The organism is Pseudoalteromonas sp. HL-AS1, from assembly GCF_031198785.1.
In the GTDB taxonomy this organism is placed as follows: Bacteria; Pseudomonadota; Gammaproteobacteria; order Enterobacterales; family Alteromonadaceae; genus Pseudoalteromonas; species Pseudoalteromonas distincta.
Genome location: NZ_CP133569.1, coordinates 1,201,155 through 1,226,969, shown reverse-complemented (window position 1 = coordinate 1,226,969; position 25,815 = coordinate 1,201,155). Strand labels below are relative to the sequence as shown.

The window sequence follows — 25,815 nt, the reverse complement described above, 5'->3', positions numbered from 1 at the left end:
TTTTGTATGAGGAGTCACCGTCGTGGTTCAACCTGTTAAAGATACTAAATTTGATGAGTACCTAGAGTACCCTTGCCCATTTACATTCAGAATAATGGGTTTAGCTAACGTAAACTTAACTGATCAAATTTTAGCTAAGTTACAACCAATAGCACCTGGCGATTACGCCCCTAAAGTAAAACCAAGCAGCAAAGGTAATTACGAGTCAGTAAGCCTTGTAGCAACAGTTACTAGTGGCAAACACATTGAAGAAATTTACAACGTGATCAGCAATATTGATGACGTACGCCACATGCTTTAATCCATAGTTGAGATTTGTTGTGAACGAAAACACTTTGATCGTACGCCAACTGGGTCGTCAGCGTTATATGCCAATTTGGCAAAAAATGCAGGACTTTACCGACACCCGTGATGAAAATACGCCAGATGAAATTTGGCTTGTAGAGCACGAGAGTGTATTCACCCAAGGTCAGGCTGGTAAGGACGAACACTTACTAGCTCCTGGCGACATTGAGGTGATTAAAGTTGACCGTGGCGGGCAAGTAACTTACCACGGCCCTGGCCAGCAAATGATGTATGTATTATTTAATCTACGTCGTTTAAAGATTGGTGTACGTGAACTGGTTACTTGGCTTGAAGAGTGCATTATTGAATCACTCGCCGAGTATAGTATTGAAGCTTATGCTAAAGCTGATGCACCAGGTGTATACGTTAATGACAGTAAAATTGCATCCCTTGGTTTAAGGGTTCGTCGTGGTTGCTCGTTTCATGGCTTAGCATTAAATGTTAACATGGACCTAAGTCCATTTTTACGCATTAACCCATGTGGTTATGCGGGCATGAATATGGTGCAAACTAAAGAATTAGATGGTCCTCAAAACCTAGAAAGTGCGGGTGAAGGATTGGTGAAACACATGATCAAGAAGCTTAATGCAACACAGGTTAAGCATACTGAAGGGTTTGAAAACGAATGAATAAACCAGTCAAAATGGAACCAGGTGTAAAACTACGCGACGCAGAAAAAATGGCGTTGATCCCAGTAAAAGTTTTACCTACAGAAAAAACTGAAATGTTGCGTAAGCCAGAATGGTTAAAAATTCGCTTACCTAAATCAACCGATCGTATTGACGGTATTAAAAAAGCGCTACGTAAGCATGGCTTACACTCGGTATGTGAAGAAGCTTCGTGCCCTAACCTATCTGAATGTTTTAACCACGGTACAGCTACCTTTATGATTTTAGGTGCAATTTGTACTCGTCGTTGCCCATTTTGTGATGTTGCTCATGGTCGCCCATTAAAACCTGATGCCACCGAACCTGAAAAGCTAGCACTTACTATTAAAGATATGAAGCTAAGCTACGTTGTAATCACTTCAGTTGACCGTGATGATTTACGTGATGGTGGTGCACAGCATTTTGCCGATTGTATTCGCGAGATTCGTAAACATAATCCAACTATCACTATCGAAATTTTAGTACCTGACTTTCGTGGCCGTATGGACCGCGCACTAGAGATATTAATCGAGACGCCACCAGATGTGTTTAACCACAATCTTGAAACTGCGCCACGTTTATACAAACTAGCTCGTCCAGGTGCTGACTATAAATGGTCTTTAGAATTACTTCGTCGCTTTAAAGAAGCTCACCCAGAAGTAAAAACTAAATCAGGCTTAATGGTTGGTTTAGGTGAGGAAATTAGCGAAATTGAAGAAGTACTTCGCGATTTACGTGCTCACAACGTTGACATGCTAACTGTAGGCCAATACCTACAACCTTCTAAGCATCACTTACCGGTTAAGCGCTACGTGCCACCAGTAGAGTTTGACGGCTTAAAAGCGTATGCAGACGAAATTGGCTTTACTCACGCGGCTTCTGGCCCGTTTGTACGTTCAAGCTACCATGCTGATCAACAAGCAGCGGGTAAAGAAGTGAAGTAATCACTTTTATCAAAAAATTAAAAAAGCCGTTAATGATGCATAATCATTAACAGCTTTTTCATGCTAATTGATAAAATAGCTTACTGCACTATCTTACCTTTTGTAATAGAAAAATCAGCAAACCTAACACGTTCTTCATCAGCGCGAAGGCTGTCGGTTTCAACAATCGAGCGGTAAATTCCCCACTTAGGACGAGCAAAATCAGCATCACTAAAGCCGCGCCACATATCTATGTTTTGCTCGCTTATATTAAATACCTCTGCATTATCGCTTAAGCGCGTTAACGTCATATCTAACTTGCCATTTTCACTAAATGTAGCTTGTACAAATACCTCGACCCATTCATCTGTAATGAGTGACCAGTCGGTTTCAATGAGGTTTTTATCAAGCCCTGTGTTGTTGCCGTTTTCATCAAACCCTGCGCTATATCGCACTTGCAGCTGATTACCTGTACTGTTTTTTTGTGCTCCAGAGAGAGTGATAATAGGCTGGTCGTCGTTGCCATTAGTATTATCGTTGCTGTCATTTCGAGCTTTTATTTGAAAAAAATGGCTAAACTTACTCGTAAGCTCAAGCTCGATGCTTACTTTAAATTTCCAGCTATATTGAAATGTCTCCCCCTCAAACGCCAGTGTTTCTTGTGGTGATTTATCGTAGGTTTTTATTTCGTTACGTTGTCTATCACTTACGCCTTTGTCTTTATCTTGGTCATCATCTCGGTGAGCTAAAAAGACAAAATGGTTACCAATTATCGTATCGGTATCTTCAATAATATGGACAACACTTTCATGATTACCAGCATATAAGTCTGGAGATTCAATTGACCCTTCGCCGAAGGCATTTTCAATAAGTGTGTATGCGTCAAGCCCCGAATTAACGCTATCTGATCGCAATAAAACGTGTGATATTTTCTCAAAGCCATCAGCTTGAGCTATTGGTGCACCTACAATTGTTATGATAATTTGTGCGCTAGTACCATCTACAGAGTTTACTGTTATTGTATCTTGTAGTGTTTCACCTTCACTTAAAGATGTTATTGATGCGTTTAAATCGTCAAGTGTGTATGACCAATCTCCACCAGCATTTAAGCTAAAAAAACCATAGCTTGTAGCGCTATTTTCTTGTGCTACAAAAGCAGCTTCACCTGATTGTTGATCCGTAATAGTTAACGAGCCTGTTATTGCATCATTACTATCGCTAATAACTTCACCTAGAGTGTTACCACCAATTGTTGCAGGAGTTTGTGAGGAAATCGCTTCATTATTTTGCACCGTAGGATCAGAGCCTGAGCTGCCACAACCAGTAACTAAACAAGATAGAAGTATAGCTGTAACTGTATTACAGGGTTTAAGGGTATATTTAGACATGAGTAGTTCTGCGGTTAATAGTAAGTTAATTAAATATGAATTTACCAATTTATTGTACAAATAACCACAATTCAATTACCAATTAACATTACCAATTTACTGATATTTTAAATTTAATTATAAAATCTATTATTTTCATAGTGATACAAAAAATTATTTCTATAGAGTGTTTATTTATATTTGTTTTAAAATAAAATTAGGTTAAACCTGAGTTACTTGAGATAATTAATACTGACATAATTATTTAGGTTCATTATGAAACTATTAGTTCGTAACTTGTCTCGTGCTACCACTGAGCATGAGCTTCGTACTTTATTTGCAGAGCACGGTAAAGTGACTACCTGTAACTTGGTACTTGATAAAGAAACTGGCCAATCTAAAGGTTTTGCCTTTGTAGAAATGCCAAACGACATAGAAAGTAAAAGCGCAATTACTGCACTTAACCAATCTACTGTTGATAAAAGTAAGATCCGCGTAAAACTTGCAGACGCATAAAGCTAACTGCAACCTATGCAAAAAAACCAGCTAATGCTGGTTTTTTGCTTTTAGTGCCCAGTATTATAAAAGAAGCAGACAGCACAAAAAATGTCTCCTGCTCAGCTAATATTGCAGCAGCAAAAAAATGCAATGCCACTAGCTATAAATAAATACCCACTTTTTTACATTGGCCCATTATGTGCTCCTTTAGATTGTTCGTTATTTATACGCCTTATAAAATCAATCTGCAATTGAATGAAAAGTTCTCTATAAAAATTCGACATCGCTGCGGTGCTTCCTTTATATTGAAAGCCTAATTAAATAACAATATGAAGACTATGGCATCTACTCTTTTAAAAAGCGCTAGCCTAAGCTTGCTAGTTGCACTCTTTGGCTGCTCAGAGCCTGCAAGCGAACAAACTCCATTAGAAAATACAGCAGGTGTAAGCCTTAGCAATATTAAACAGCATATTAAAACACTAGCCTCTGATGACTTTGAAGGCCGAGGCCCGCTTACTCATGGTGAAGTAAAAACCGTAGGCTACTTAAGCGAGCAATATAAAGCGCTGGGTTTAACCGGTGCTTATAAAGGTAAATACTTACAGCCTGTAAAAATGGCAATGGTGACAGCTAATCAGGATATGGAGTTAAAGGTAGGTGATTTAAGCTTTGAATCAGGTAAAGACTTTACCGCACGTACCGAGCAACTTCAGCCATTAATTGATGTACGCAATTCTGACGTTGTATTTGTTGGCTATGGTATTAATGCACCAGAATATAACTGGAATGACTATAAAAATATTGATGTAACTGGTAAAACAGTGGTTGTTCTAGTTAACGATCCAGGCTTTGCTACTCAAAACGACGCCCTTTTTACTGGTAATGCAATGACCTACTACGGTCGTTGGACTTATAAATATGAAGAAGCCGCTCGCCAAGGTGCAAAGGCTGTATTTATTGTTCATGAAGCAGCACCTGCGGCATACCCTTGGGGCGTAGTTGAAAGTTCAAACACCGGCACTAAATACACGTTAATGGATAACAATTTAAACGCATCAAAATTACCGGTTATGGGCTGGCTAACACTTGATGCAACTAAGCAAATGTTTAACGCCGCAAAGCTTAACTACCAAGATTTAAAACAAGCAGCATTAAATGATGACTTTAAAGCGACGCCACTTAACTTAAAAGCAAACCTTGCCTTTAAAAACGAAGTATCTCATGCAAAATCACATAACGTCGTTGCACAAATTACAGGTAGCGAATCACCTGACGAATACGTTGTTATTAGCGCTCACTGGGACCACTTTGGTACTAAACAAACCGATACCGGCCCTAAAATTTATAACGGCGCGGTAGATAACGCTTCAGGCACTGCAGCCACGCTTGAAATAGCACGTATAATGAGCAAAATGAACAAGCAAAAACCATTTAAACGCTCAATTATTTTTGCAAACTTTACAGCAGAAGAAACGGGGTTAATTGGTTCTGAAGAATTTGCATCGGGTGCGGTTGTACCTACAAAACAAATGGTCGGTTTATTAAATATTGATGGCATGAACGTGCTTGATGGCACTGACTACATTTTACAATACGGTAAAGATTTATCGACAATGGAAAACTATTTAGCAAAGGCTGCAAAATCACAAGGCCGCGTTGTTAAAATGGACCCTCGCCCGCAGAATGGCTTGTTTTTTAGATCAGATCATTTCTCGCTTTCTAAGCAAGGCGTGCCTAGTTTATTATTTATGAGTCTGGGTGATACCGATCCTGAGTACATAGCGCATAAATACCATAAAGAAGCAGACGACTACTCAGCTGATTGGTCGTTAGGTGGTGTTAAGCAAGATATAGATCTTATTGTTGATATAGCCACACAGCTTGCAAATAATGGCGATTGGCCAAAGTGGACGAGCGAGTCTGACTTTAAAGCAAAACGCGCGCAAGATAAGCAATAAATAGCTATTAAATAGTTATTAAATAGAGTTATGTAATATAAAAATCCTCCTACTTGGAGGATTTTTGTTTTAAACGAGCGCGCATTAATAGCGTTTCAGCCTTTGCCCCTAAATAAACATAAATAGCCAGTGCAATTAAAAGCCCCACTACTGCAAGCATCATCGCTATTGCAGGCATTAAATATTCCGATTGTCCCAACGCCGCTTTAAACATGGTTAACAGGGCCTCAATTGAAATAGCAATCAACACAGTAGAGATAAACCGTGTGATAGTGCGCCGCGTAGATGAGTGCCTAAAAATATCCTTATGCATAAGGATTTCTTCTTCGAGTATTGTTTTACCTAAATCGAATACTGCTAATGCCAAGGTGATGTAAATAATGATACTAAAGGGTTCAAGTGGGTCTGATGAGGTATCTACATGAGTTAATAGAGCGTATATATCACTAAAAACGATATTTAGTAAAAATAATACTAAGCAAAATAAGCACGCCACAATAATACCGTAACCCGCCTTGAAGTAAGGCGACATGTTAGCGCGCGCAGTATCACCCATTACAAACTCAATAAGCTGCGTTAAGCTCACATCAACGACCAAGTAATGTTGATTATTAATTGGTTTTTTTAGCTCTTTAATCGCCGATATACATAAATGGTTAGTCGCTATAGAAATATAGGGATCAGTAAAGCACACTTTATCACTTGCTTTAGCGTTCAAAAAATAGGGTCGCTCGCTTAAATCTTGTTGATTACCACTTTCACCTAATTTTTTGCTGTATGCGCGTTTAAAGCAGACGTTATTACCCTGCTGCAAACCTTCTGCATTTAAACAATATTGTAATTCTAAAAATGGGTACTGCTTAATCAGATAGCGGGTATCACGCTCTTTAGTTAATCCGTCCTCAATACTCATTAAAATAGATTCAAGTAAACTGTGTATTACATGCTCATATTCGTGGTAGCGCTCAACACTACTGATATAACTCATCCGCGCCATTTTAAATACTCATTGACCTAAGTTATAAATAGATTTGCAAGTTTAAAACCAACAATAAAATAACTTAATAATCAGTAGCTTGACACTATTCAAACTCAACTTTTGCACTACTTTGGTGACTAAATAGTAATATATTAAATTAAATGCACAAAAAAGCAGCTAAGTATTAATTACTTAGCTGCTTTGTGAGTGTGACTGGTAAGGTTCTACATAGAGCTTATTACTGAACCTTCGAAAACTCTTCTTTAGATAACTCGCCATTTCCATCTGTATCTAATTGATCAAAAAGCTGTACTAGTTGCGAGTTTACTTGGGCTTCTGTTTTACTAATTACGCCGTCGCCATCTGTATCAAAAGAATCAAAATCTACCGCAGCAAACGCCGCTGAAGAAGAAGCTAGGGCTACAAGAGCTAGAGTTTTATGTAATGTTTTCATAATCGTTTCCTTAGGCTTTGGGCCTGATTAGGGGTAAGAAGTCCTTTTCAAAGATCCTTTAGGAGTAAAGTGTCTATAAATTAATATTCAAAAAAATCATTTTCTGTCGGACCACCGCTACTTTGAACATTCAGCTCGTCAAATTGCTCTATCACTTGCGCCGATTCTTCAGAGCGACTAATTGAAGCGTTGTCGTCTGCGTCGAGTGTTTCAAAGTCTGTGTTTGCAAATACTACTGACGAAGAAACAATAGCCATAAGTACAAATGTTGATTGTAGCTTTTTCATAATTTAATCCTTCAAAAGTATGCGGTGTCCTAAATAAATTTGCCCTATAGTGCTCTCTAGTCACTTCCTGGTTATTCTTTTTAGTAGGCTCCCTTGCCTACTTAGGTTGTCTTTGGCAACTCAGAATTTAGATAACATCACAGAGCATTAACTGCTTAAGGCTTTAATTTTAGGCCTTAGAAAACTCATCTTCAGATAGCTCACCATCTTGATTTGTATCGAGTTCTTCAAATTTGCTTAAAAGCTCAGCATCTACTGAAGCTTCGGCTTGGCTGATTGCGCTATTACCATCTACGTCTAGCGTATCAAAATCTGTTGCTGCAAAAGCCGCTGATGAAGAAGCTAGCGCCATTAGTACTAATGTTGATTGAAATGTTTTCATAATAGTATTCCTTCATTGGGTTGTTGCGATTAAGGCCTTTGGCTTTCATCACGTTTTGCTTAATACACTCTAGGTATTACAACTTCGGTGCCACTTTTTATTTATTACTTAAAAACAATGAGTTAAATGATATAAAGCGAGAAAAGCTTAATTTGGGGAGGTGTTATTGTTGCTATTTAGCAACAGCCATTTAACTAAAAATAGTAAACCATTATAAATCAATTGGTTAAGTTTAATTAAAAAGACACACTTTTGCTAAAAAGCCAATAAGGGGGCGTTTAGGTTAGTCTTCAAAATAAACTGAATATGAACATGGAAATTACATAGGATTTATTTGCGGCTATTAAACAATTAATTTATTTATAATCAGTAAGTTATATTGTTTTTGAAATTTATTATAAAAATTTTGGAAAGATATTTTGAAATTAACTGTTTTGTTGCCAAATGGCGAATTTATCTAGGAAGGTTTCAATGCTAAAGCTAAGTTGTAGCATTAAACTCATAATTTAATGCGCTGTAAAGAATAGGTTCGCTTGAGTTAAACAAACCTACATCGTGTGCCAGCTATTGGAGTGAGGTAAATTATATAGATTTAAACTACTTCCACCCTTGCAGCCACTTTTGGTTATCTTTTAAATCTCGCCAACTAATTGGATATTGATTTTTTGACATAACAGCCTCAGTAATACATTCAATTACATTGCCGTCTTCATCAAATTCCACCTCAACAATAATGAAGTGTTTTTCTTTATTTATAGCAGGTGTTGCGGTCCATTTACTATTCAATAATTTTTTAGGGTTTAGTTTATTCATTTAGTATAACGACTCCTACTCATCTATTTATACAGCTTATATAAGGCAATTATACGACCCCAACACCTACTTAGCTCAGATTACTGAGCAACTAGCTTGCCTTTGTACATTTGCATTTGGCAATGAAAGTCATACTCACCGGCTTCAAGCACAGGTAGTTTAACCGTATTGCCATCACCCATTGCCAGCGTTTTACTTATATCAAGCTGTGGAAATACCACTGTTTCGGCGCACGGCGCGCTGTCTTTTCTATCAAAGGTAAGTACAACCTCTTTGTTGGCTGCCACCTTAATGTGTCCTGGCTTATAAACACCGTTATCAACGACTATTGTTTCTTTGTTGTCATCACTTTGTGTTTGCTCTGGTTTGTATAGCCAAAACCAATAAATAATTGCAGCTATTAACAGTGCACCACCTATATTAATCATCAACATAATGTACTCCTTAGCTTAAATTACGATTTATTTGGTTTGAAAAAACGTAAGCGATTAGCGTTACTTACCACTGTAAGCGATGAAAGTGCCATAGCTGCACCTGCAACAACAGGGTTAAGTAGGATGCCAAAAAATGGATACAACACGCCGGCTGCAATCGGAATACCCGCCACGTTATAAATAAAGGCACCAAATAGGTTTTGTTTAATATTTGAAATAGTTGCATTACTCACTGCAATTGCATCAGCAAGACCATGTAACGAACCACGCATTAAGGTAATGTCTGCACTTTCTATTGCAACATCGGTACCTGTACCAATTGCAAATCCTACGTCGGCTTGTGCAAGTGCGGGAGCATCGTTAATACCATCACCTGTCATACCCACTATTTCACCATTTGCTTGGCGTTTTGTTACTTCGTTTACTTTATCATCGGGCATTACTTCTGCAATAAAGTCATCAATACCAACTTGTTTAGCAACGGCTTGTGCAGTGGCTTTGTTATCACCTGTTAGCATAACTAGGTGGATACCTTTATCTTGCAGGCGTTTAATAGCTTCAACTGAATCCTCTTTAATTGGATCGGCTACTGCAATAATAGCGTGGAGCTTATTATTACTTGCAAAATACATGGGCGTTTTAGCATCACTGGCAAGTGTTTGAGCTTGCTCGGTGGCATCATCAACGGCCACGTTGTATTTATCCATTAGCGCTTTATTGCCAAACAACAATGTTTGCCCGTCAACACTACCAGTGACACCTTTGCCTGTAATTGCATTAAAGTCGGCTACTTTACTTAAAGCTAAGCCCTGCTTTTTAGCGTGTGCCGTAATTGCTTGGGCCAGTGGATGCTCTGAGCTACTTTCAAGGCTTGCAACACGTTGCATTACTGTATTTTCATCACTGTTATTAAAGGTAACTACATCGGTAACTTGCGGTGCGCCTTGAGTAATAGTGCCTGTTTTATCTAAAATCATGGTGGTGATTTTAGATGTTGTTTGCAGCGACTCACCATTTCGAATTAATATTCCTGACTCTGCAGCTTTACCAATACCCACCATAACCGACATAGGGGTTGCGAGCCCTAGCGCACAAGGACAAGCAATAATAAGTACAGTGGTAACTGCAACAACGGCATAAGCAATTGATGGCTCAGGTCCGAAGTTTAACCATACAAGGCCTGCAAGCACCGCAATAATCATGACTGTTGGTACAAATATTCCTGATATAACATCAGCTAAGCGCCCTATTGATGGCTTTGAGTTTTGTGCACGCTTTACCATATTGATAATATTGGCAAGTGTGGTTTCGCTACCAATGTGCGTGGCTTTAAATAATAAAGTGCCACTTTTATTAATACTTCCGGCAACGACTTTGTCACCCGTTTTTTTGCTTACAGCCATTGGCTCACCAGTAAGCATTGACTCATCAACCGTACTGCTGCCTTCAATAACATCGCCATCCACAGGGATTTTTTCACCAGGGCGTACGCGTACTTCATCATTTTTTACAACATCACTAATGTCGATGTCTTGCTCTTGACCATCGCGAATTACGCGTGCAGTTTTTGGTTGCAGGCCAATTAAGCGTTTAATTGCTTGTGAGGTGCGCCCACGTGCTTTTACTTCAAAAGCGAGCCCTAAACTAATTAAACCGATGATCATCGATGATGCTTCAAAATATACGTGTCTTGCAACTTGTGGTAATAAGTTTGGTGCTATTACTACTAACATTGAATACAACCACGCAGTACCTGTACCAAGCGCTATTAATGTATCCATATTGGCAGCATGGTTTTTGAATGCCTGCCATGCACCGTTGTAAAATTGCTTACCTGATATAGCCATAACCACAAGCGTGACTATACCCACTAAAAACCAGGCTATTCGTTGTGTGTCGGTGGTCACACTCATATCAAAAATAAGCCCGTATATCATTAACGGCGCACCGACTCCTAACGCTAATATCATATTACGCATTAGCTTTTTATAATGTGCCTCGTCCGACTTTGCTTTTTCATCAAGTGCATCTTGATCAGACTCATTACTCATTGGCTTAGCTGAATAACCAATGTTTTCGACTGCTTTAATAAGCGTGCTTTCGCGGGCTTTACCTTCTACACGTACTGTACGCTGTGCAAAGTTCATTTCTACATTTTGCGCACCTTGCACGCTATTAAGGGCTTTTTCAATTTTAGCCACACAACTGCCGCAATTAGCACCTTCAATAATAAAGTTTTGCGCGGTGTCTTTTGTATTAGTCGTCATTACGCTGCTCCTTATTTGCAGAATCGTTTATTGGATCAACAAAAGATTCTATTAAACTACATACGTCACTGGCATTTGCACCATCGGCTGATGTATCCCATTGCGCCAGAGCTGCATGCATTCTGTTTCGTAACTTTAATGTTTCTTGAAATAGTGCTTCGGTTTCTTCTAGGCGTTTAGTAATGAGTTTACGCGTTAACGGACAAGGACAATTCCCCTGCTCAGACTCGCCTATAATGTGTTGAATATCTTTGAGAGAAAAACCAAGTTGACGAGAGCTAATAATAAACTTTAAACGCTGCTGGTCTTGCTTTGTATATTCTTGATAGCCATTTCCTTCACTGCGTATTGGATGAAGTAACCCAATTCGTGTGTAATGACGAACAGTATCGGCAGTCACGCCCATTAACTTGGCAAGTTGTTTAACATACATAATTTAGCTCCGTCGTGTTTCAATAGCTTCATAATAAACCTAGGTGCAACACATAGGTCAATGGCTATTTTAAAAGTAACAAAATAATACTAATTGGCTTAATTAAGTGCTCTATTTAAGACAATAAATCGAGTGGATAACAGAGCAAAGGTTTCGTTATTTAGTTGTTATTATTAATTGCCCCTGCATCCATGCAGTCGTATCTCAAAAATGTTTAACGCAGTTAGCGCCGAATTTATTCCCTCAAATTGATTATGTATTGTTGCTCATTGGTATAGTGACACAAACATAATTAACTTAAGCTGATATTGGCCATGTATTATCTGAAGGGGGCGTAATTTAGCAGAGAAGCGCCTAAGTAAGGCGCGTATTAATCTAAGGGCGTGTTGATCATTGGTGATTTAATTTATGCAGACTGTTTGGTCTTTAGGCAAGGCAGAGCCTATGTAGTGTGGTTATCCCCCATAAACAGGCGATAACGCAGCATAAATACCAAACATGCGCTGCCCTAGTTTGATTCGCTACGGCTTTGCTCTAATTCGTCGCTTAGTTGCTGCGCTAAAGTTTGTATTTTAGGCATAGCATCTTTCATTAAGCTTTGTGACATTTGCATAGACTCTTGCATTACAACAGGCATTTTTTCGAGTATTTTTTGCCCTGTATCTGTTTTATAAAATGCTAACATATCGGCAATTTCTTGCTCACTAAAATGTTTATCGTATACATTGACCATCATTGGCTGCATTTTAGCCCAACTCATCTCAGTTTTTAATACCGTGGTCATGTCGCCGTAGTACTTATCAAAAATAGCTTGCTCAGAAGGCTTAACACCCATTTGGTCTGACATGCCTTTCATCATACCTTCAACCTGGCCGTACATAGAATCAACCATTGAATCTAAATTCATTACACTAATGAGTTCATCTATTTTTTGCTGCTTAGTATTTTGTTCAGCATATAAACTACTAGAAAAAATTAGCAATGATAAAAGTAGTACCTTACCCATAATAATATCCTTTCATATAAATAATGGATTTATAGTCACATGAATAATTTGTATTGTAAAGGGTACAAGCAATCATTAAAAAGGCCGAATAAAATGAATTTATTCGGCCTTTTATAAATTAATTTTTGCGTTAGTCGTCTTCTACATTATCTAGGCCTTTAGTGCCTTCTTTGGCTTTTAGCTTATGATGAATAGCTGACTTTATTAGCATGTAACCACTAATCGGTGCTGTAATTAGTAAAAATATAGTGATGAGTATTTCTTTAACACTTAGGCCATGCTCTGAACTTGCAAAATAAACCATAGCCGCAATTAACATACTCGCCATGCCTAACGTGGTTGCTTTAGTTGGTCCATGCAAACGCATAAAAAAGTCAGGTAGTTTAATTAAACCTATTGAGCCAATTAAAATAAACGTACCACCAAATAACAATAATATTGATACAACCCATTCGCTGATCATGTTTTCACCTTATTCAATTATATCGCCACGTAGTAAATACTTACACACTGCAACCGTACTTATAAAGCCGAGCATGGCAATGAGCAGTGCAGCTTCAAAATAAAGCCCTGTATCCATACTAATGCTGTATAAAATAATCAGTGCGATGACGTTAATGTACATAGTATCGAGCGCTAAAACACGGTCAGGCACTGACGGACCGATGATCAATCGCCATAAATTAAGCAATAATGATAAGCCAATCATCGAAAAAACAATGAGTAATACGGTGTCTAACATTGAAATATCTCCTTTAGTGGAGCTTCGTAGCGTTGTTTTATTTGTTTGATAAGTGCTTCTTCATCTTTAAGGTCAAGCACATGTATCAGTAAGTAGCGTTGCGTTGGCTCTTCACCTTCAGGTAACGACTCAGCAATTGGATAAACTTCTGCACTCACAGTACCAGGTGTAAGCGATACACAACTAGCCAATATAGTAATTGGCATGTCGTGTGTTAAATCTATAGGAACTTTTATAAAGGCCGGACGCAATTTTTTTGATGGCCCAAGTATAAGTAAAGCCACTTGTAAATTTGCAACAACAATATCGTACAGCACTATAAGTAACTGCTTAAGCGCCAAGCCTGGCTTTAAAATCAGTGGCTGAGGGTCTCGAAACGAAAAACTTAATATAGGGATGAGTATCGCAAAAATAGTCGCTAATACTAAGTGCCCTACCGATACGCTATTGTTTAACAATAACCAAACCATAAACAAAAATAAGCTACGAAATGGCGTTGGTAACCAACGAAAACGGGCTTGTAATCTCATCACATGCCTCCTTTAAGTACAGCATTAATACCGCCGCTTAGATCATGTAACTGAGTAGCAGCATTTAGCATATATTCACTTATTGGTCCGCCCAAAATAACGAGCAATGGCGAACATGCAAGTAAAGCTATAATTACAGTTACCTGCACCGGGTGTGCACTTGCACAATCGGCATTTTCGCTATTTTTGCTTCTATGCTCCCAGAACAAAGTTGTGCCAGCGCGCGAAAGCGCTACTAGCAACGCAAAACTTGTTACTAAATATACTGGCCAAAATAATAAAGCTTGCTCACTGTTTAATGTCGCTTTAAGTATCCAAATTTTACCTACAAAGCCTGACAGTGGTGGCATACCAACTACCGTTAAAGACGCAATAATAAAGCACACACCTAATAAAAATGGCTGTTTTACAGAGCGACCTGCTACTAGTCTATCGCCAACTTTACCGCGCTGGATTGAAACTAAGTCTGCTAGTAAAAATAGTGCGGCACTAACAAGTGTTGAATGCACTAAATAATATAAAAGTGCAGCAGTGGCATTTACATTTTGCAATGCTATTAGCGCAACCAGCGTACCTACCGATACTAATACTAAGTTAGAGGTGAGTTTACGTAAGTCTTGTGCTGCCATCACACCAATTGCACCTACTATAATGGTCGCAATTGCTAAGCCCCAAAGCCAAGGCTGCGCCATGTGTTCAAGCGCTCCGGCTTGTTCACCAAATATCACCGTATAAACACGAAGCATAGCGTAAACGCCTACTTTGGTCATAATCGCAAACAATGCGGCAACCACAGGTTTAGCACTTGCGTAAGTATTTGGAAGCCATAAATGCAGAGGTAATAGTGCGCCTTTTAAAGCAAATACTATTAATAGTAGTAAGCCACCTGCTTTTGCTAGATATACATCATCACCTGTAAGTAGTGATACCTTTTGCGTCATATCTGCAATATTAAGCGTACCAAGCACACCGTACAAAATACCCAAACCAATTAAAAATACGCTTGAGCCAACTAAATTCAATATTACATATTGCAATGCCGCACGAGTATTTTGTTTATCACCTGCGTGCATTAACAATGCATAAGATGCAATCAGTAGCACTTCAAAAAATACAAATAGGTTAAATAAATCGCCAGTTAAAAACGCGCCATTTACACCTAATATCAAAAAGTGAACAAGTGGGTGATAAAAGCTGCCTTTTTCATCATCGCCAGCACTACCATATAAAATAGCGCCCAAACCTAAAAATGAAGTTAACGTAACCAATAAGGTAGACAACATATCGGCTACTAAGACTATTCCAAATGGTGCAGACCAATTGCCAATAGCGTAAACGTTAATACCTGTATTATTAACATGTACAAGTAAAAGCACACTAATTGCAAAAGTAGCTATTGCCATTACAATTGAAACTAAGCGGCGAATTTTAACGCTTTTACCACATGGCGGTAGCAATAAAATAACAGCCGTCAGCATAGGTAATAAAATAGGGAGCGAAGCTAAATGTTGGATCATTTTTGCTCCTTATTATCTGCCGAGGTGTTAGGCACATAACCATCAACATGGTCGCTACCTAAATCGGCGCGCCCACGTATTGCCAAAATAACCACGAATGCGGTCATCGCAAAACCAATAACAATAGCTGTAAGCACTAAAGCTTGAGGTAATGGGTCGGCGTATTCTGTACCAGTACCAAGCACTACCGCTTTATTAATAGTAAGACGACCTGCTGAAAACAAAAATAAGTTAACAGCATATGAAATCATAGTAAGTCCAAGTACTACAGGGAACGTACGAGCTCTTAGCAGTAAAAACACACCGCAACTGACCAATACTCCAACGCAAGATGCGTACAATAATTCCATTAAATATTTACCTCTTTTTTCTGGGTATCTGCCGTCATATTACCTAAGCTTGCCAAAATCATTAGCGTAGCGCCTACAACCGTTAAGTAAACACCTAGGTCAAATGCAATCGCGCTGGCAAGCTCTGTTTTACCGACAAACGGAATATCAAAGTAGTCAAACCAAGTTGTTAAAAATGGCTTATCAAAGAACCAGCTACCCACACCAGTGAACAGTGAAATACCAATGCCTGAAGCTATGATTTTACGATAATTAACATCAAAACGTCCGTTTATCCATGCTGTACCATGCGCCATGTATTGCAAAATAAACGCGATTGACGTTACCAGTCCTGCAATAAAGCCACCGCCAGGTAAGTTATGTCCGCGTAAGAAAATATATGCAGAAACCAATAACGCAAGCGGTAATAAACTTTGTGAAATACTCGCCAGTAAGATTGGGTGGCGCTCTCGTGCCCATGGGCGCCCTTCGCTGTCACTTGCTGGCATAAATAATGGGATTCGAGAAAGTACTTTAAATATACCTAATGCGGCAATGCCTAATACGGTAATTTCACCAAGCGTATCAAAGCCCCTAAAGTCGACTAAAATAACGTTAACTACATTAGTACCACCGCCACCAATTTTAGCGTTAGCAATAAAGAAGTCTGAGATTGAATCTAATGGACGTGTAAGTAATGCATAACAGATACTCGCTATAACTACACCTAACGTAGAGGCAATTCCTAAATCTCGAAGTACGCGTAATGAACTTGATTCTTTTGGCGTATGCTGGGGCAAGAAAAACAATGCAAGCATAAGTAAAATAATAGTAACAACCTCAACAGTTAACTGTGTAAGTGCTAAATCAGGAGCAGAAAAGCGTGTGAATACAACCGATACCATTAACCCTACGATTGAGAGCATTAACAACGATACCATTCGAGAGCGATGCCAAATAACGGTAGCAAGAGCACCAATAATCAATAAGCCCGCACCAATTGCATTGTGCACATCAACAGGGGTAAGTGGCATGCTGCCAGCAAGTTGTTGCATTTCAAATAATGGCCAACCGGCACACAGTAAGACTACCGCTAACATAATTACTAGGTAGCGCTGCAGCGATCCATTTTCGATACTGCTTACCTTTGACTGACACCAAGCAACAACACTTAAAATTACACGTTCAAAGGTTTTTTTAGCATTTAAAGGTGGTAATGACGCTTGAAACTGAAATAGATATTTACGATTAATATAAATAAATAAACCGCCAGCAATCGCCATTGCACTCATTAATAGAGGCAAGTTAAACCCGTGCCAAATAGCCAATTCGTAAACTGGCATTTCTTTTCCAAGTACAGCTAAAGACGCCGCAGATAAAATGCCATCAATTGTAAAGTGTGGGAACATACCCACTAGTAAACAAATCACAACTAATATTTCTATTGGTACCCGCATATAACGTGGCGGTTCGTGCGGCGTGCGAGGTAAATCGATTGGCTCACCATTAAAGAACACGTCATGAATAAAGCGTGCGGAGTACGCAACAGCTAATGCGCCTGCAACCGTTGCCAGTACTGGAATTAACCACGACATAGAACCAAGCACTTGCTGATGCAGCGTTTCTGCAAAAAACATCTCTTTAGACAAGAAACCATTAAGTAATGGAACCCCTGCCATTGCAGCCGCCGCGACCATTGCAAGCGTTGCAGTGTATGGTAAGTATCGCCACATACCATTTAATTTACGCATATCGCGCGTGCCTGTTTCATGATCGATAATACCAACGGCCATAAATAACGACGCTTTAAACGTTGCATGATTAATTATATGAAATATAGCAGCAACAGTCGCAAGCTCAGTATCAAGCCCGAGTAATAGCGTTATTAAACCCAAATGGCTTATTGTTGAGTAAGCTAACAATCCTTTTAAATCGTGTTTGAATAATGCTATATAAGCACCAAACAACAGCGTAGCTAAACCTGTTAACCCAACAAGTAAGAACCACGTATCGGTGCCAGCTAAGGCAGGATGAAAACGTGCTAATAAAAATATACCGGCTTTTACCATGGTTGCAGAATGTAAATACGCGCTCACTGGCGTAGGCGCTGCCATTGCATGAGGAAGCCAAAAATGAAATGGAAATTGTGCCGATTTAGTAAACGCACCCAATAGCACCAATACTAATGCTACTTCGTATAAATCGTGAGATTGAATTATCGCTTTACTCGCTAGGATAACATCTAGGTCATAACTACCAACAATATCACCTAATAGCATTAAGCCTGCAAGTAACGCTAAGCCGCCCGCGCCTGTTACAGCAAGAGCCATACGAGCACCCTTTCGCGCTTCAGACTTATGCCACCAAAAACTAATTAATAAAAATGAGCTGATGCTCGTTAATTCCCAAAACAACCACAGCTGAATAACATTGTTAGACATAACAATGCCAAGCATTGCGGTCATAAACAGCATTAAATAACTATATAACTTAGCCATTGAGTCGTTGGCACTGAGGTAGTAACGCGTGTAGAGGATAACGAGCAAGCCTATGCCTAAAATCATAAACATAAACAATAAACTGAGGCCGTCTAACCGCAGAGATAGGTCGAGCCCTATTGACGGGATCCAAGCGAAAGAGTAACGAATGGTTTCGCCCGCTAAAACTGCAGGTGCATGGTATAAAGTTATTCCCAAAGCCGTTAAAGGCGCAAGAGCCGTTAAACTAGTGCTTAAATTGCGGGATAACTTACCTGTGCATGCAGAAATAACACTGCCAATTAAGGATAACAAGGGTATCCAGAGCAAAGTCATAATGTAGGGCCTTTTATAATCATAAGTTTATCAGGGCATCTCTTTTTAATACTAAGGGATGCTTTTACTGCCTGTTTTTAAACGACATTAATGACTATAGTTATACTGAAAAACACTGATTTTGTCTATAAAAAGCGGTTCTGTATGGGTGTTTTTTAAACATGAACTAACAATTTATTAAGCCTACAAAAACAATTAATTAATAGTGATAATTGTTAATTTAATATAGCCTTATTTGCAAATGTAAGCGCGCTGGAGTGGCGATAAGAATTACCATTGGTCATATCTAAATGCTTCAACCAAATCTCTCTATACTGCGCCGAGAGCCCTAACTGCTGATATTGCATAATAGACCAATTTTCACTAGGTTTATATGCAACACCACCTATCTGGCAACTCTTTGCTTTATGCCAGCCTATTGGGGGCGACTCATCATGAGAAATAAATAAATTAGGTGCCACAAAACCTGTTTTTGCACACAACCATGCTTGTTTAGTTTTAGGCAAAGCATATTCATCTTCAAAACCGTTAAAATGCATCAGCTCATGCAAAAACACACTGTATTTTGCTTTTGAGTTTATTAGCATTGTTCCTTTAGTAACATTAGCCGTTCCATCTTTTGGCATCATTACTATAAAATCAAAATTGTTAGGAAGCTGGTTATTGAGTTTAGCTGATTGCCAGTCACACTTTGCTATTTGATTAGTGCTACTTTTACACTCAAGCATACCTGCAACGTAAACAGGTTTTGAAAAGCAAAAAATATTTTCACGGGGCTCTGGCTGTTTATTATAAGCATTAATAAACTCGGTGAGTTTATATAAGCCTCTACGATGATCGCTCATAGTCAGCACGTTAAACATACATTGCTTATTAGGTTTACTTATATTTATTAAAGATGAAAAACCGAGAGCGTGGATAAACTCACTAGATACTTTACTCTGTGGTGTTTTTAACTGAAGTTTTAGATGATTTAGCACATCCCCTGCTGGTAATTTGTTTTTACTAGCGAGTAACTTTAAATCGCTCCAACGTGAGTGCTCAAGTAACTTTGTTGCTAATATTTTACGCTCTGGGATTGTTAAGTCATTTAATGCTGTGAGCCAAAATTGTTTTGCAGTATCGCTCTGACTGTTTTTAATAAGCTTAAGAGAATACATATATTGGGCTGAAGAAATTTTACTGCGGGCAAGTATAGCTAAAGAGGTATTTGGTAACTGCTCTAAGTGATCAGAAAAATAACCAGGTGATTTCCAATAACTTTGTAGCACATTAGCTTTTGCGTTTAAAACATGCCAAAAGCCAATAGCGCCTAGGTGATTACTCGAGCCTGTAATTAACAAACAACATAGTAATACACCTATTAATTTAAAACGCTTAACTTGCGTCAACACCTTGCATCAACTCAAGCTCTAAACGCGCATATTTGTACTCAATAAACTCGTGTACATTAGTTGCTAGCGCAAGCCTAAAGTAGTCTGATGCTAAATACAGCTCACCTGCTGCTTGATGCATTTTAGCTAAATAAAAATAAGCTTCGCATAAACGCTGCGCATATTCTTGCTCAGTTCTAACACCATCACTAATGCCAGATAAAAATGCATGTTCACTCATATCCCCCGTATAAAGAGAAATTAACTGGTACGCCCATTGTGATTCATCAAGCGCAGTGGCATTTTTTTTAAGTGCATCAAGCGCAACGGCTTTATCCTCTTGTGCTTGTGCTAAATAAACCCATAAAACTCGGTACGGATCTTTTGGAGAGCGAGCTAAAAATTCATTAAAATCATTTTTAGCAAGGCCTGCTCTGTCGCCGTAATACAGTGCGATACCACGATTTAAATAGGCGTATTCATGCTCTTCATCAAGTTCTAGGGCAGAATCGAAAAACTCATAGGCTTTTTCATACTGCTGCATAAGCGTATGTTGAATACCTAAAAAATTATACACTTCAGCTAAATCAGGCTTAAGCTTTACTGCGCGATTAAAATCAATACGTGAAAGAGTTGTCATACCTAGACTATCAAAAAGTACACCACGGTCGTAATAAAGCTTAGCTTGTTGCTCTTCGCTTAAATCGGCTCTATTTAATAGCTCTGAGTAGCGTGCAATAGCAATTTCACTTCTAAAGTCAGAAGCTAAAGGTGCAGTAAATGGCACATTAACAATCGGGGTTGGTTCTGATTCTGTTGTAGTTTGGCAAGCGCTTAAAGACAAAATAGCAAAAGATGCCAAAGCTAAATGTTTGAGTATCATTAAAATCCTTAATACCAAGATATATCGCGATTAATATAAGACAGACCTTGTCCAATAAGGTTTCATTAAAGCATAAAAAAAGGGGCTAAACAGCCCCTTTTTTACTATCTAGCTAATATAACTAGATTAATAAGTTAGCAATTACGCGTCAGTTGGCGCGTCAGCTGCAGGTGCTGCTGATTCCATTGCTTCTTTAATACTTAGACGTACACGGCCTTGGCGATCTACTTCTAGTACTTTAACTTTAACTTCTTGACCTTCAGAAAGGTGATCAGCCACGTTATTAACGCGCTCAGTACTAATTTGAGAAATATGTACTAGACCATCTTTGCCAGGAAGAATGTTTACAAACGCACCGAAGTCTACGATACGTACAACTTTACCTTCGTAGATAGTACCTACTTCAAGTTCAGCTGTTAATTGCTCAATGCGGCTAATTGCATTAGCTGCACTTTCGCCATCTGTAGCGGCAATTTTAATTGTACCGTCGTCACCGATTTCAATCGTTGTACCAGTTTCTTCAGTAAGCTGACGAATAGTTGCGCCACCTTTACCAATAACTTCAGCGATTTTCTTCTGTGGGATTTTCATTGTGTATATGCGAGGAGCAAACATTGATAGCTCTTCAGAAGGAGCAGAAATCGCTTCATCCATCACTTCTAAGATATGTAAACGTGCAGCTTTTGCTTGTTTAAGCGCAATTTGCATGATTTCTTGAGTGATACCTTCGATTTTGATATCCATTTGAAGTGCAGTAATACCTGCAGCAGTACCAGCAACTTTAAAGTCCATGTCACCTAAGTGATCTTCATCACCTAAAATGTCAGAAAGAACAACGAATTTATCGTCTTCTTTAACTAGACCCATCGCAATACCAGCAACAGATGCTTTAATTGGTACACCCGCGTTCATAAGTGCTAGAGAAGTACCACAAACAGACGCCATTGAAGAAGAACCGTTTGATTCAGTAATTTCAGATACTACACGGATTGAGTAAGGGAACTCAGTAAGTGTAGGCATTACAGCTGAAATACCACGCTTAGCAAGGTTACCATGGCCGATTTCACGACGCTTAGGAGAACCAACAAAACCAGTTTCACCTACACAGAATGGAGGGAAGTTGTAGTTAAGCATAAAGTGGTTTTTATGAGTACCAGTTAAATCGTCGATTAACTGTGAATCACGTTCTGTACCAAGTGTCGCTGTTACTAACGCTTGAGTCTCACCACGTGTAAAGATAGCAGAACCGTGAGTACGCGGTAATACGCCAGTCATTACGTCTAGTGCACGAATCATATCTGGTTCACGACCATCGATACGTTTTTCGCCAGCAGCGATACGGCCACGAACGATTTTCTTCTCAAGTGAACCGAAGATTTTGCCAATTTCTTGCTTGTCTAAAGACTCGCCTTCAGCAAGTTCAGCTGTTAATACTGCAACAACTTCATCTTTAGCTTCACCAAGAGCTTCTTTACGCGCTACTTTATCAGTGATTAAGTAAGCTGCGCCTACTTTTTCAGCAGCAATAGTTGCTACTTTATCTTCTAGTGCAACATTTTTCTCAGGTGCAGTCCAATCCCAAGTAGGCTTGCCTGCTTCTGCTTTAAATTCTTCGATTGCAGTAATGATCGCTTGAGATTGCTCATGACCATATACAACAGCGCCAAGCATTACGTCTTCTGCAAGTACGTTAGCTTCTGATTCAACCATAAGTACCGCTTTATCAGTACCGGCTACCACTAAATCAAGTTGGCTTTCTTCAAGCTCTTTTAATGTAGGGTTAAGTACGTATTCGCCGTTGATGTAACCAACACGAGATGCACCAATTGGACCACTGAATGGGATACCAGAGATAGCAAGTGCTGCTGAAGTACCAATCATCGCAACCATATCAGGTTGGATTTCAGGGTTAACAGAAACAACAGTAGCAATAACTTGTACTTCGTTTACAAAGCCGCTTGGGAAAAGTGGACGAATTGGACGGTCAATAAGACGTGCAATAAGAGTTTCGCCATCGTTAGGACGGCCTTCACGCTTTAAGAAACCACCAGGGATACGACCAGCAGCGTACATACGCTCTTGGTAGTTAACGGTTAGTGGAAAAAAGTCTTGACCAGGTTGTGCTTCACGCTTACCAACAACAGTTACTAAAACTGAAGTGTCGCCAATGCTTGCAAGTACAGCGCCGTCTGCTTGACGAGCGATTGCACCAGTTTCTAGAGTCACTGTATGTTGACCTAGTTTGAATTCTTTAATAATTGCTTGCACTTAAAATATTCCTTAAATGTATTCTAATAAGTTGTCATCAAAGTACCAATTACAGTACATAATTGTATTCAGTTGGAAATCAATTAAGTACTACAATTGGCAATGATGTGAATAATTGCAGATAAACCTTTTTACCTACGCGCATAGTATATACCAAAGCTACTTCAAAATGCGAGTCTAGGGTGTGTTGATCTTTGTGGATTGAAATTTGTTCAATCTAGGGGCGATTTAATCACGGCGCGAGATTTGTAACCTAGTGGGCTAAGTAAAAATCGAGCAACAAAGAGTTAATCGCCCCTAGGATGAACCCCAGGGCAGCGCATGTTTGGCATTTATGCTGCGTTATCGCCTATTTATGGGGAATAACCACACTACATAGGCGCTGCCTTGCCTGAAGACCAAACATACAGCTGCAAAATTAATCACGAAAGGTCAACACACACTAGCTACTAGATTTAAGCTGGGCTAATGAGTGGGTAAATACAACGATGCTTGATAAGCTATGAAATAGGAGTTTTACAATATAATTCAATAAGTTTATATATTTGTTTTATTTTAAAACACAAATTTTAGGCACAAAAAAAGGAGCTAAAAAGCTCCCATTTCTATAATCTAGTTCTTAACGACGTAGGCCAAGTTCTTTGATTAGTGCAGTATAACTAGTGATATCTTTACCTTTAAGGTAATCAAGTAGTTTACGGCGAGTGCTTACTTTACGAAGCAGACCACGACGTGAGTGGAAGTCATGCTTGTGATCAGCAAAGTGACCTTGAAGCTTGTTGATATCATAAGTAAGTAATGCTACTTGTACTTCTGATGAACCTGTATCGCCTTCTGCACGTGCAAATTTAGCAATGATATCGATTTTTTCTTGATTGCTTAGTGACATAGTAACTCCAAAAATTAAATTTAAAAGGTGTCTTAGCCGATCACTAATTCAGCCAAAACGATTAAGCCGGCGTATTCTACCAACTGTGGGAATAACTACAAGTTAATTATTCCCATCTACAACTAATAAGCCACTGCTGGGCACACTAATTGCTTATTCAGGCTTTACGTAATCATCTTGCTGGCTAGCAAGACCACGTTTAACCTTTAAATGGCCACTTGAGTTGCGCTCGCCAGTACCAATAAACACACCATCCGCAACAACTTTAATTGCCCCCTCAGGTAAAGCTTCAGGTAACTCGACTGCTTGCCCATGACTAAATACTTTGCCCTGCTCTTTCGAAATTTCAATAACAGGTAAATCAGTTAAAGCAGTGTCTATAGGTAATAACAACGAGTCTAAATAAGTAGAAGGCGCAAGCTCTTCTGCTTTCGCTTTAGCAAGCAACGCTTCAATTTCATCAAGCGAAACCATTTTATCTGCCGGATACTGACCAACAGCAGTTCTGTGAAGCATTATAACGTGTGCGCCACACCCTAGGTTTTCGCCCAAATCATCAACGATTGTACGAATATACGTCCCTTTTGATACATGAGCCGTCATTTGTAATACGTTGTTTTGTTCATCAAATTCGTCAAACGATAAGCTAAACACATTTATTTTTCTGCATTTACGAGGGACTTCAATACCCTCTCGTGCGTACTTATATAATGGTCTACCTTGATACTTAAGTGCTGAGTACATTGATGGATATTGATCTGACTCTCCAACAAAAGCTGCAATTTCTTTTGTTAACTGCTCACGCGTCACATTCACATTTTTCGTGCTTACGATTTCGCCATCAGAATCTGATGTCGTTGTACGCTCACCCAGTTTTGCACGAACGATATAGGTTTTATCTGTATCGAGTAGAAACTGCGTAAACTTAGTCGCCTCACCAAAACAAATTGGCAGCATACCTGTAGCAAGCGGGTCTAAAGCCCCAGTGTGGCCAGCTTTTTGTGCAAAATAAACACCTTTCGCTTGCTGCAGAGCTTTATTTGATGAAATGCCTTGCGGTTTGTTTAACAACAAAATACCGTCAACTGCACGGCCTTTACTGCGCTTTGCCATCTGTATCAGTGCCTTCTTCGCTATCTGTATCTTCTACGTGCTTAGTACTTTGTTCACTATCTGAAATATCAGCATCAACACTTTCTACATCTTCATCGACATGCTTTGCGTTATCTTCGCGGATAATAGAATCCACTAAATTAGAAATACGCATACCTTCCATCAGTGAATTATCAACTACAAACTTTAACTCAGGCATTATACGAGCACGAATACGCTTACCAAGTAACGAGCGAATATAACCCGTTGCTTCATTAAGTACTTTAGCGCTTTGCTTAGCTGCATCTTCATCTTGTGTGTTAAACACAGTGATGAAAATTTTGGCATAAGATAAATCACGCGATACTTCTACCGCTGACACTGTCACCATACCTAAGCGTGGATCTTTAATTTCGCGTTGTAAAATTACAGCAATTTCTTTTTGGATTTGCTGTGCAACACGATCAGTGCGAGAAAATTCTCTCATTGCATTTGTCCTAAAATCATAACTTATTGAAATTTAATAATAAGCTAATTAAATAATGGATACACAAATGGGGGCTAAGCCCCCATTTATTAGTTTAGC

General features: G+C 39.1%; 27 protein-coding genes. 5 read left to right on the top strand and 22 right to left on the bottom strand.

Going from position 1 to position 25,815, the window contains the following annotated elements; all coding sequences use genetic code 11:
- The first annotated feature begins 22 nt into the window (after window positions 1–22).
- The 3 genes from ybeD to lipA are packed head-to-tail and all read left to right on the top strand — an operon-like array spanning window position 23 to window position 1,936.
- Window positions 23–301 carry a DUF493 family protein YbeD gene (ybeD, locus tag RB214_RS05700; RefSeq protein ID WP_002958517.1) on the top strand — a complete coding sequence of 93 codons (279 nt, stop codon included), beginning with the start codon at window positions 23–25 and terminating at the stop codon, window positions 299–301.
- A gap of 19 nt (window positions 302–320) precedes the next feature.
- Window positions 321–974, top strand: coding sequence for a lipoyl(octanoyl) transferase LipB (lipB, locus tag RB214_RS05695; RefSeq protein ID WP_024605578.1), 654 nt, complete (start codon window positions 321–323; stop codon window positions 972–974).
- On the top strand, window positions 971–1,936 hold the full coding sequence (gene lipA / locus RB214_RS05690; RefSeq protein ID WP_002958515.1) for a lipoyl synthase: 966 nt from the start codon (window positions 971–973) through the stop codon (window positions 1,934–1,936). The genes lipB and lipA overlap by 4 nt, the downstream gene beginning before the upstream one ends.
- Before the next feature lie 80 nt (window positions 1,937–2,016).
- Here lipA and RB214_RS05685 read toward each other — a convergent pair whose 3' ends face one another.
- Entirely contained in the window at window positions 2,017–3,303 is a 1,287-nt protein-coding gene (locus tag RB214_RS05685) for a VCBS domain-containing protein (RefSeq protein ID WP_309168585.1), read from the bottom strand.
- A 255-nt stretch (window positions 3,304–3,558) separates the two neighbouring features.
- Here RB214_RS05685 and RB214_RS05680 point away from each other — a divergent pair, with 255 nt between their 5' ends.
- Together RB214_RS05680 and RB214_RS05675 are read left to right on the top strand one after the other, a co-directional pair.
- Window positions 3,559–3,798: an RNA-binding protein gene (locus RB214_RS05680; protein ID WP_002958513.1), complete on the top strand. Its 240-nt coding sequence runs from the start codon at window positions 3,559–3,561 to the stop codon at window positions 3,796–3,798.
- A gap of 320 nt (window positions 3,799–4,118) precedes the next feature.
- The gene (locus tag RB214_RS05675; RefSeq protein ID WP_309168958.1) at window positions 4,119–5,738 is read left to right on the top strand and encodes a M28 family metallopeptidase; all 1,620 of its coding nucleotides are present in this window, start codon (window positions 4,119–4,121) and stop codon (window positions 5,736–5,738) included.
- A gap of 49 nt (window positions 5,739–5,787) precedes the next feature.
- Here RB214_RS05675 and RB214_RS05670 read toward each other — a convergent pair whose 3' ends face one another.
- The 21 genes from RB214_RS05670 to rbfA all read right to left on the bottom strand — a co-directional run bounded on the left by RB214_RS05670 (window position 5,788) and on the right by rbfA (window position 25,716).
- Window positions 5,788–6,735 (bottom strand): PDC sensor domain-containing protein, encoded by a 948-nt coding sequence (locus RB214_RS05670; protein ID WP_024603579.1) that lies wholly within the window; start codon window positions 6,733–6,735, stop codon window positions 5,788–5,790.
- A 220-nt stretch (window positions 6,736–6,955) separates the two neighbouring features.
- Entirely contained in the window at window positions 6,956–7,171 is a 216-nt protein-coding gene (locus tag RB214_RS05665; RefSeq protein ID WP_024597051.1) for an EF-hand domain-containing protein, read from the bottom strand.
- Window positions 7,172–7,251: 80 nt separating this feature from the next.
- Window positions 7,252–7,458 (bottom strand): hypothetical protein, encoded by a 207-nt coding sequence (locus RB214_RS05660; protein ID WP_024591130.1) that lies wholly within the window; start codon window positions 7,456–7,458, stop codon window positions 7,252–7,254.
- Window positions 7,459–7,627: 169 nt separating this feature from the next.
- Window positions 7,628–7,840, bottom strand: coding sequence for a calmodulin (locus RB214_RS05655; protein ID WP_165744024.1), 213 nt, complete (start codon window positions 7,838–7,840; stop codon window positions 7,628–7,630).
- Window positions 7,841–8,437: 597 nt separating this feature from the next.
- Window positions 8,438–8,653 carry a TIGR02450 family Trp-rich protein gene (locus RB214_RS05650; RefSeq protein ID WP_002958506.1) on the bottom strand — a complete coding sequence of 72 codons (216 nt, stop codon included), beginning with the start codon at window positions 8,651–8,653 and terminating at the stop codon, window positions 8,438–8,440.
- Between the two features lie 80 nt (window positions 8,654–8,733).
- Complete coding sequence (locus tag RB214_RS05645; RefSeq protein WP_165744023.1) at window positions 8,734–9,087, bottom strand: cupredoxin domain-containing protein; 354 nt, start codon at window positions 9,085–9,087, stop codon at window positions 8,734–8,736.
- A gap of 20 nt (window positions 9,088–9,107) precedes the next feature.
- Window positions 9,108–11,354: a heavy metal translocating P-type ATPase gene (locus RB214_RS05640; RefSeq protein ID WP_309168584.1), complete on the bottom strand. Its 2,247-nt coding sequence runs from the start codon at window positions 11,352–11,354 to the stop codon at window positions 9,108–9,110.
- On the bottom strand, window positions 11,344–11,787 hold the full coding sequence (locus tag RB214_RS05635; RefSeq protein WP_309168583.1) for a MerR family transcriptional regulator: 444 nt from the start codon (window positions 11,785–11,787) through the stop codon (window positions 11,344–11,346). The genes RB214_RS05640 and RB214_RS05635 overlap by 11 nt, the downstream gene beginning before the upstream one ends.
- A gap of 508 nt (window positions 11,788–12,295) precedes the next feature.
- A complete protein-coding gene (locus RB214_RS05630) occupies window positions 12,296–12,793 on the bottom strand; it encodes a DUF2059 domain-containing protein (RefSeq protein ID WP_024595964.1) in 498 nt (165 codons plus the stop codon).
- A gap of 130 nt (window positions 12,794–12,923) precedes the next feature.
- Window positions 12,924–13,256, bottom strand: coding sequence for a Na+/H+ antiporter subunit G (locus RB214_RS05625; protein WP_002958501.1), 333 nt, complete (start codon window positions 13,254–13,256; stop codon window positions 12,924–12,926).
- Between the two features lie 9 nt (window positions 13,257–13,265).
- The gene (locus RB214_RS05620; protein WP_007378493.1) at window positions 13,266–13,535 is read right to left on the bottom strand and encodes a K+/H+ antiporter subunit F; all 270 of its coding nucleotides are present in this window, start codon (window positions 13,533–13,535) and stop codon (window positions 13,266–13,268) included.
- Window positions 13,529–14,065, bottom strand: a complete 537-nt coding sequence (locus RB214_RS05615; RefSeq protein ID WP_002958499.1) for a Na+/H+ antiporter subunit E — start codon at window positions 14,063–14,065, stop codon at window positions 13,529–13,531. The genes RB214_RS05620 and RB214_RS05615 overlap by 7 nt, the downstream gene beginning before the upstream one ends.
- On the bottom strand, window positions 14,065–15,582 hold the full coding sequence (locus RB214_RS05610) for a monovalent cation/H+ antiporter subunit D (RefSeq protein ID WP_165744019.1): 1,518 nt from the start codon (window positions 15,580–15,582) through the stop codon (window positions 14,065–14,067). Before RB214_RS05610 ends, RB214_RS05615 begins: the two co-directional genes overlap by 1 nt.
- Window positions 15,579–15,932, bottom strand: a complete 354-nt coding sequence (locus RB214_RS05605) for a Na+/H+ antiporter subunit C (RefSeq protein WP_010554685.1) — start codon at window positions 15,930–15,932, stop codon at window positions 15,579–15,581. The genes RB214_RS05610 and RB214_RS05605 overlap by 4 nt, the downstream gene beginning before the upstream one ends.
- Entirely contained in the window at window positions 15,932–18,724 is a 2,793-nt protein-coding gene (locus tag RB214_RS05600; RefSeq protein WP_024603510.1) for a monovalent cation/H+ antiporter subunit A, read from the bottom strand. Before RB214_RS05600 ends, RB214_RS05605 begins: the two co-directional genes overlap by 1 nt.
- A 215-nt stretch (window positions 18,725–18,939) precedes the next feature.
- A complete protein-coding gene (locus RB214_RS05595; protein WP_309168956.1) occupies window positions 18,940–20,115 on the bottom strand; it encodes a hypothetical protein in 1,176 nt (391 codons plus the stop codon).
- Window positions 20,102–20,980, bottom strand: a complete 879-nt coding sequence (nlpI, locus tag RB214_RS05590) for a lipoprotein NlpI (RefSeq protein ID WP_309168582.1) — start codon at window positions 20,978–20,980, stop codon at window positions 20,102–20,104. The genes RB214_RS05595 and nlpI overlap by 14 nt, the downstream gene beginning before the upstream one ends.
- A 141-nt stretch (window positions 20,981–21,121) precedes the next feature.
- Window positions 21,122–23,248 (bottom strand): polyribonucleotide nucleotidyltransferase, encoded by a 2,127-nt coding sequence (pnp, locus tag RB214_RS05585; protein WP_182695332.1) that lies wholly within the window; start codon window positions 23,246–23,248, stop codon window positions 21,122–21,124.
- Window positions 23,249–23,867: 619 nt separating this feature from the next.
- Window positions 23,868–24,137, bottom strand: a complete 270-nt coding sequence (rpsO, locus tag RB214_RS05580) for a 30S ribosomal protein S15 (RefSeq protein WP_002958490.1) — start codon at window positions 24,135–24,137, stop codon at window positions 23,868–23,870.
- 153 nt (window positions 24,138–24,290) lie between these two features.
- Window positions 24,291–25,250, bottom strand: a complete 960-nt coding sequence (gene truB / locus RB214_RS05575; RefSeq protein ID WP_309168581.1) for a tRNA pseudouridine(55) synthase TruB — start codon at window positions 25,248–25,250, stop codon at window positions 24,291–24,293.
- Entirely contained in the window at window positions 25,234–25,716 is a 483-nt protein-coding gene (gene rbfA / locus RB214_RS05570) for a 30S ribosome-binding factor RbfA (RefSeq protein WP_002958487.1), read from the bottom strand. Before rbfA ends, truB begins: the two co-directional genes overlap by 17 nt.
- Window positions 25,717–25,815: the final 99 nt, after the last annotated feature.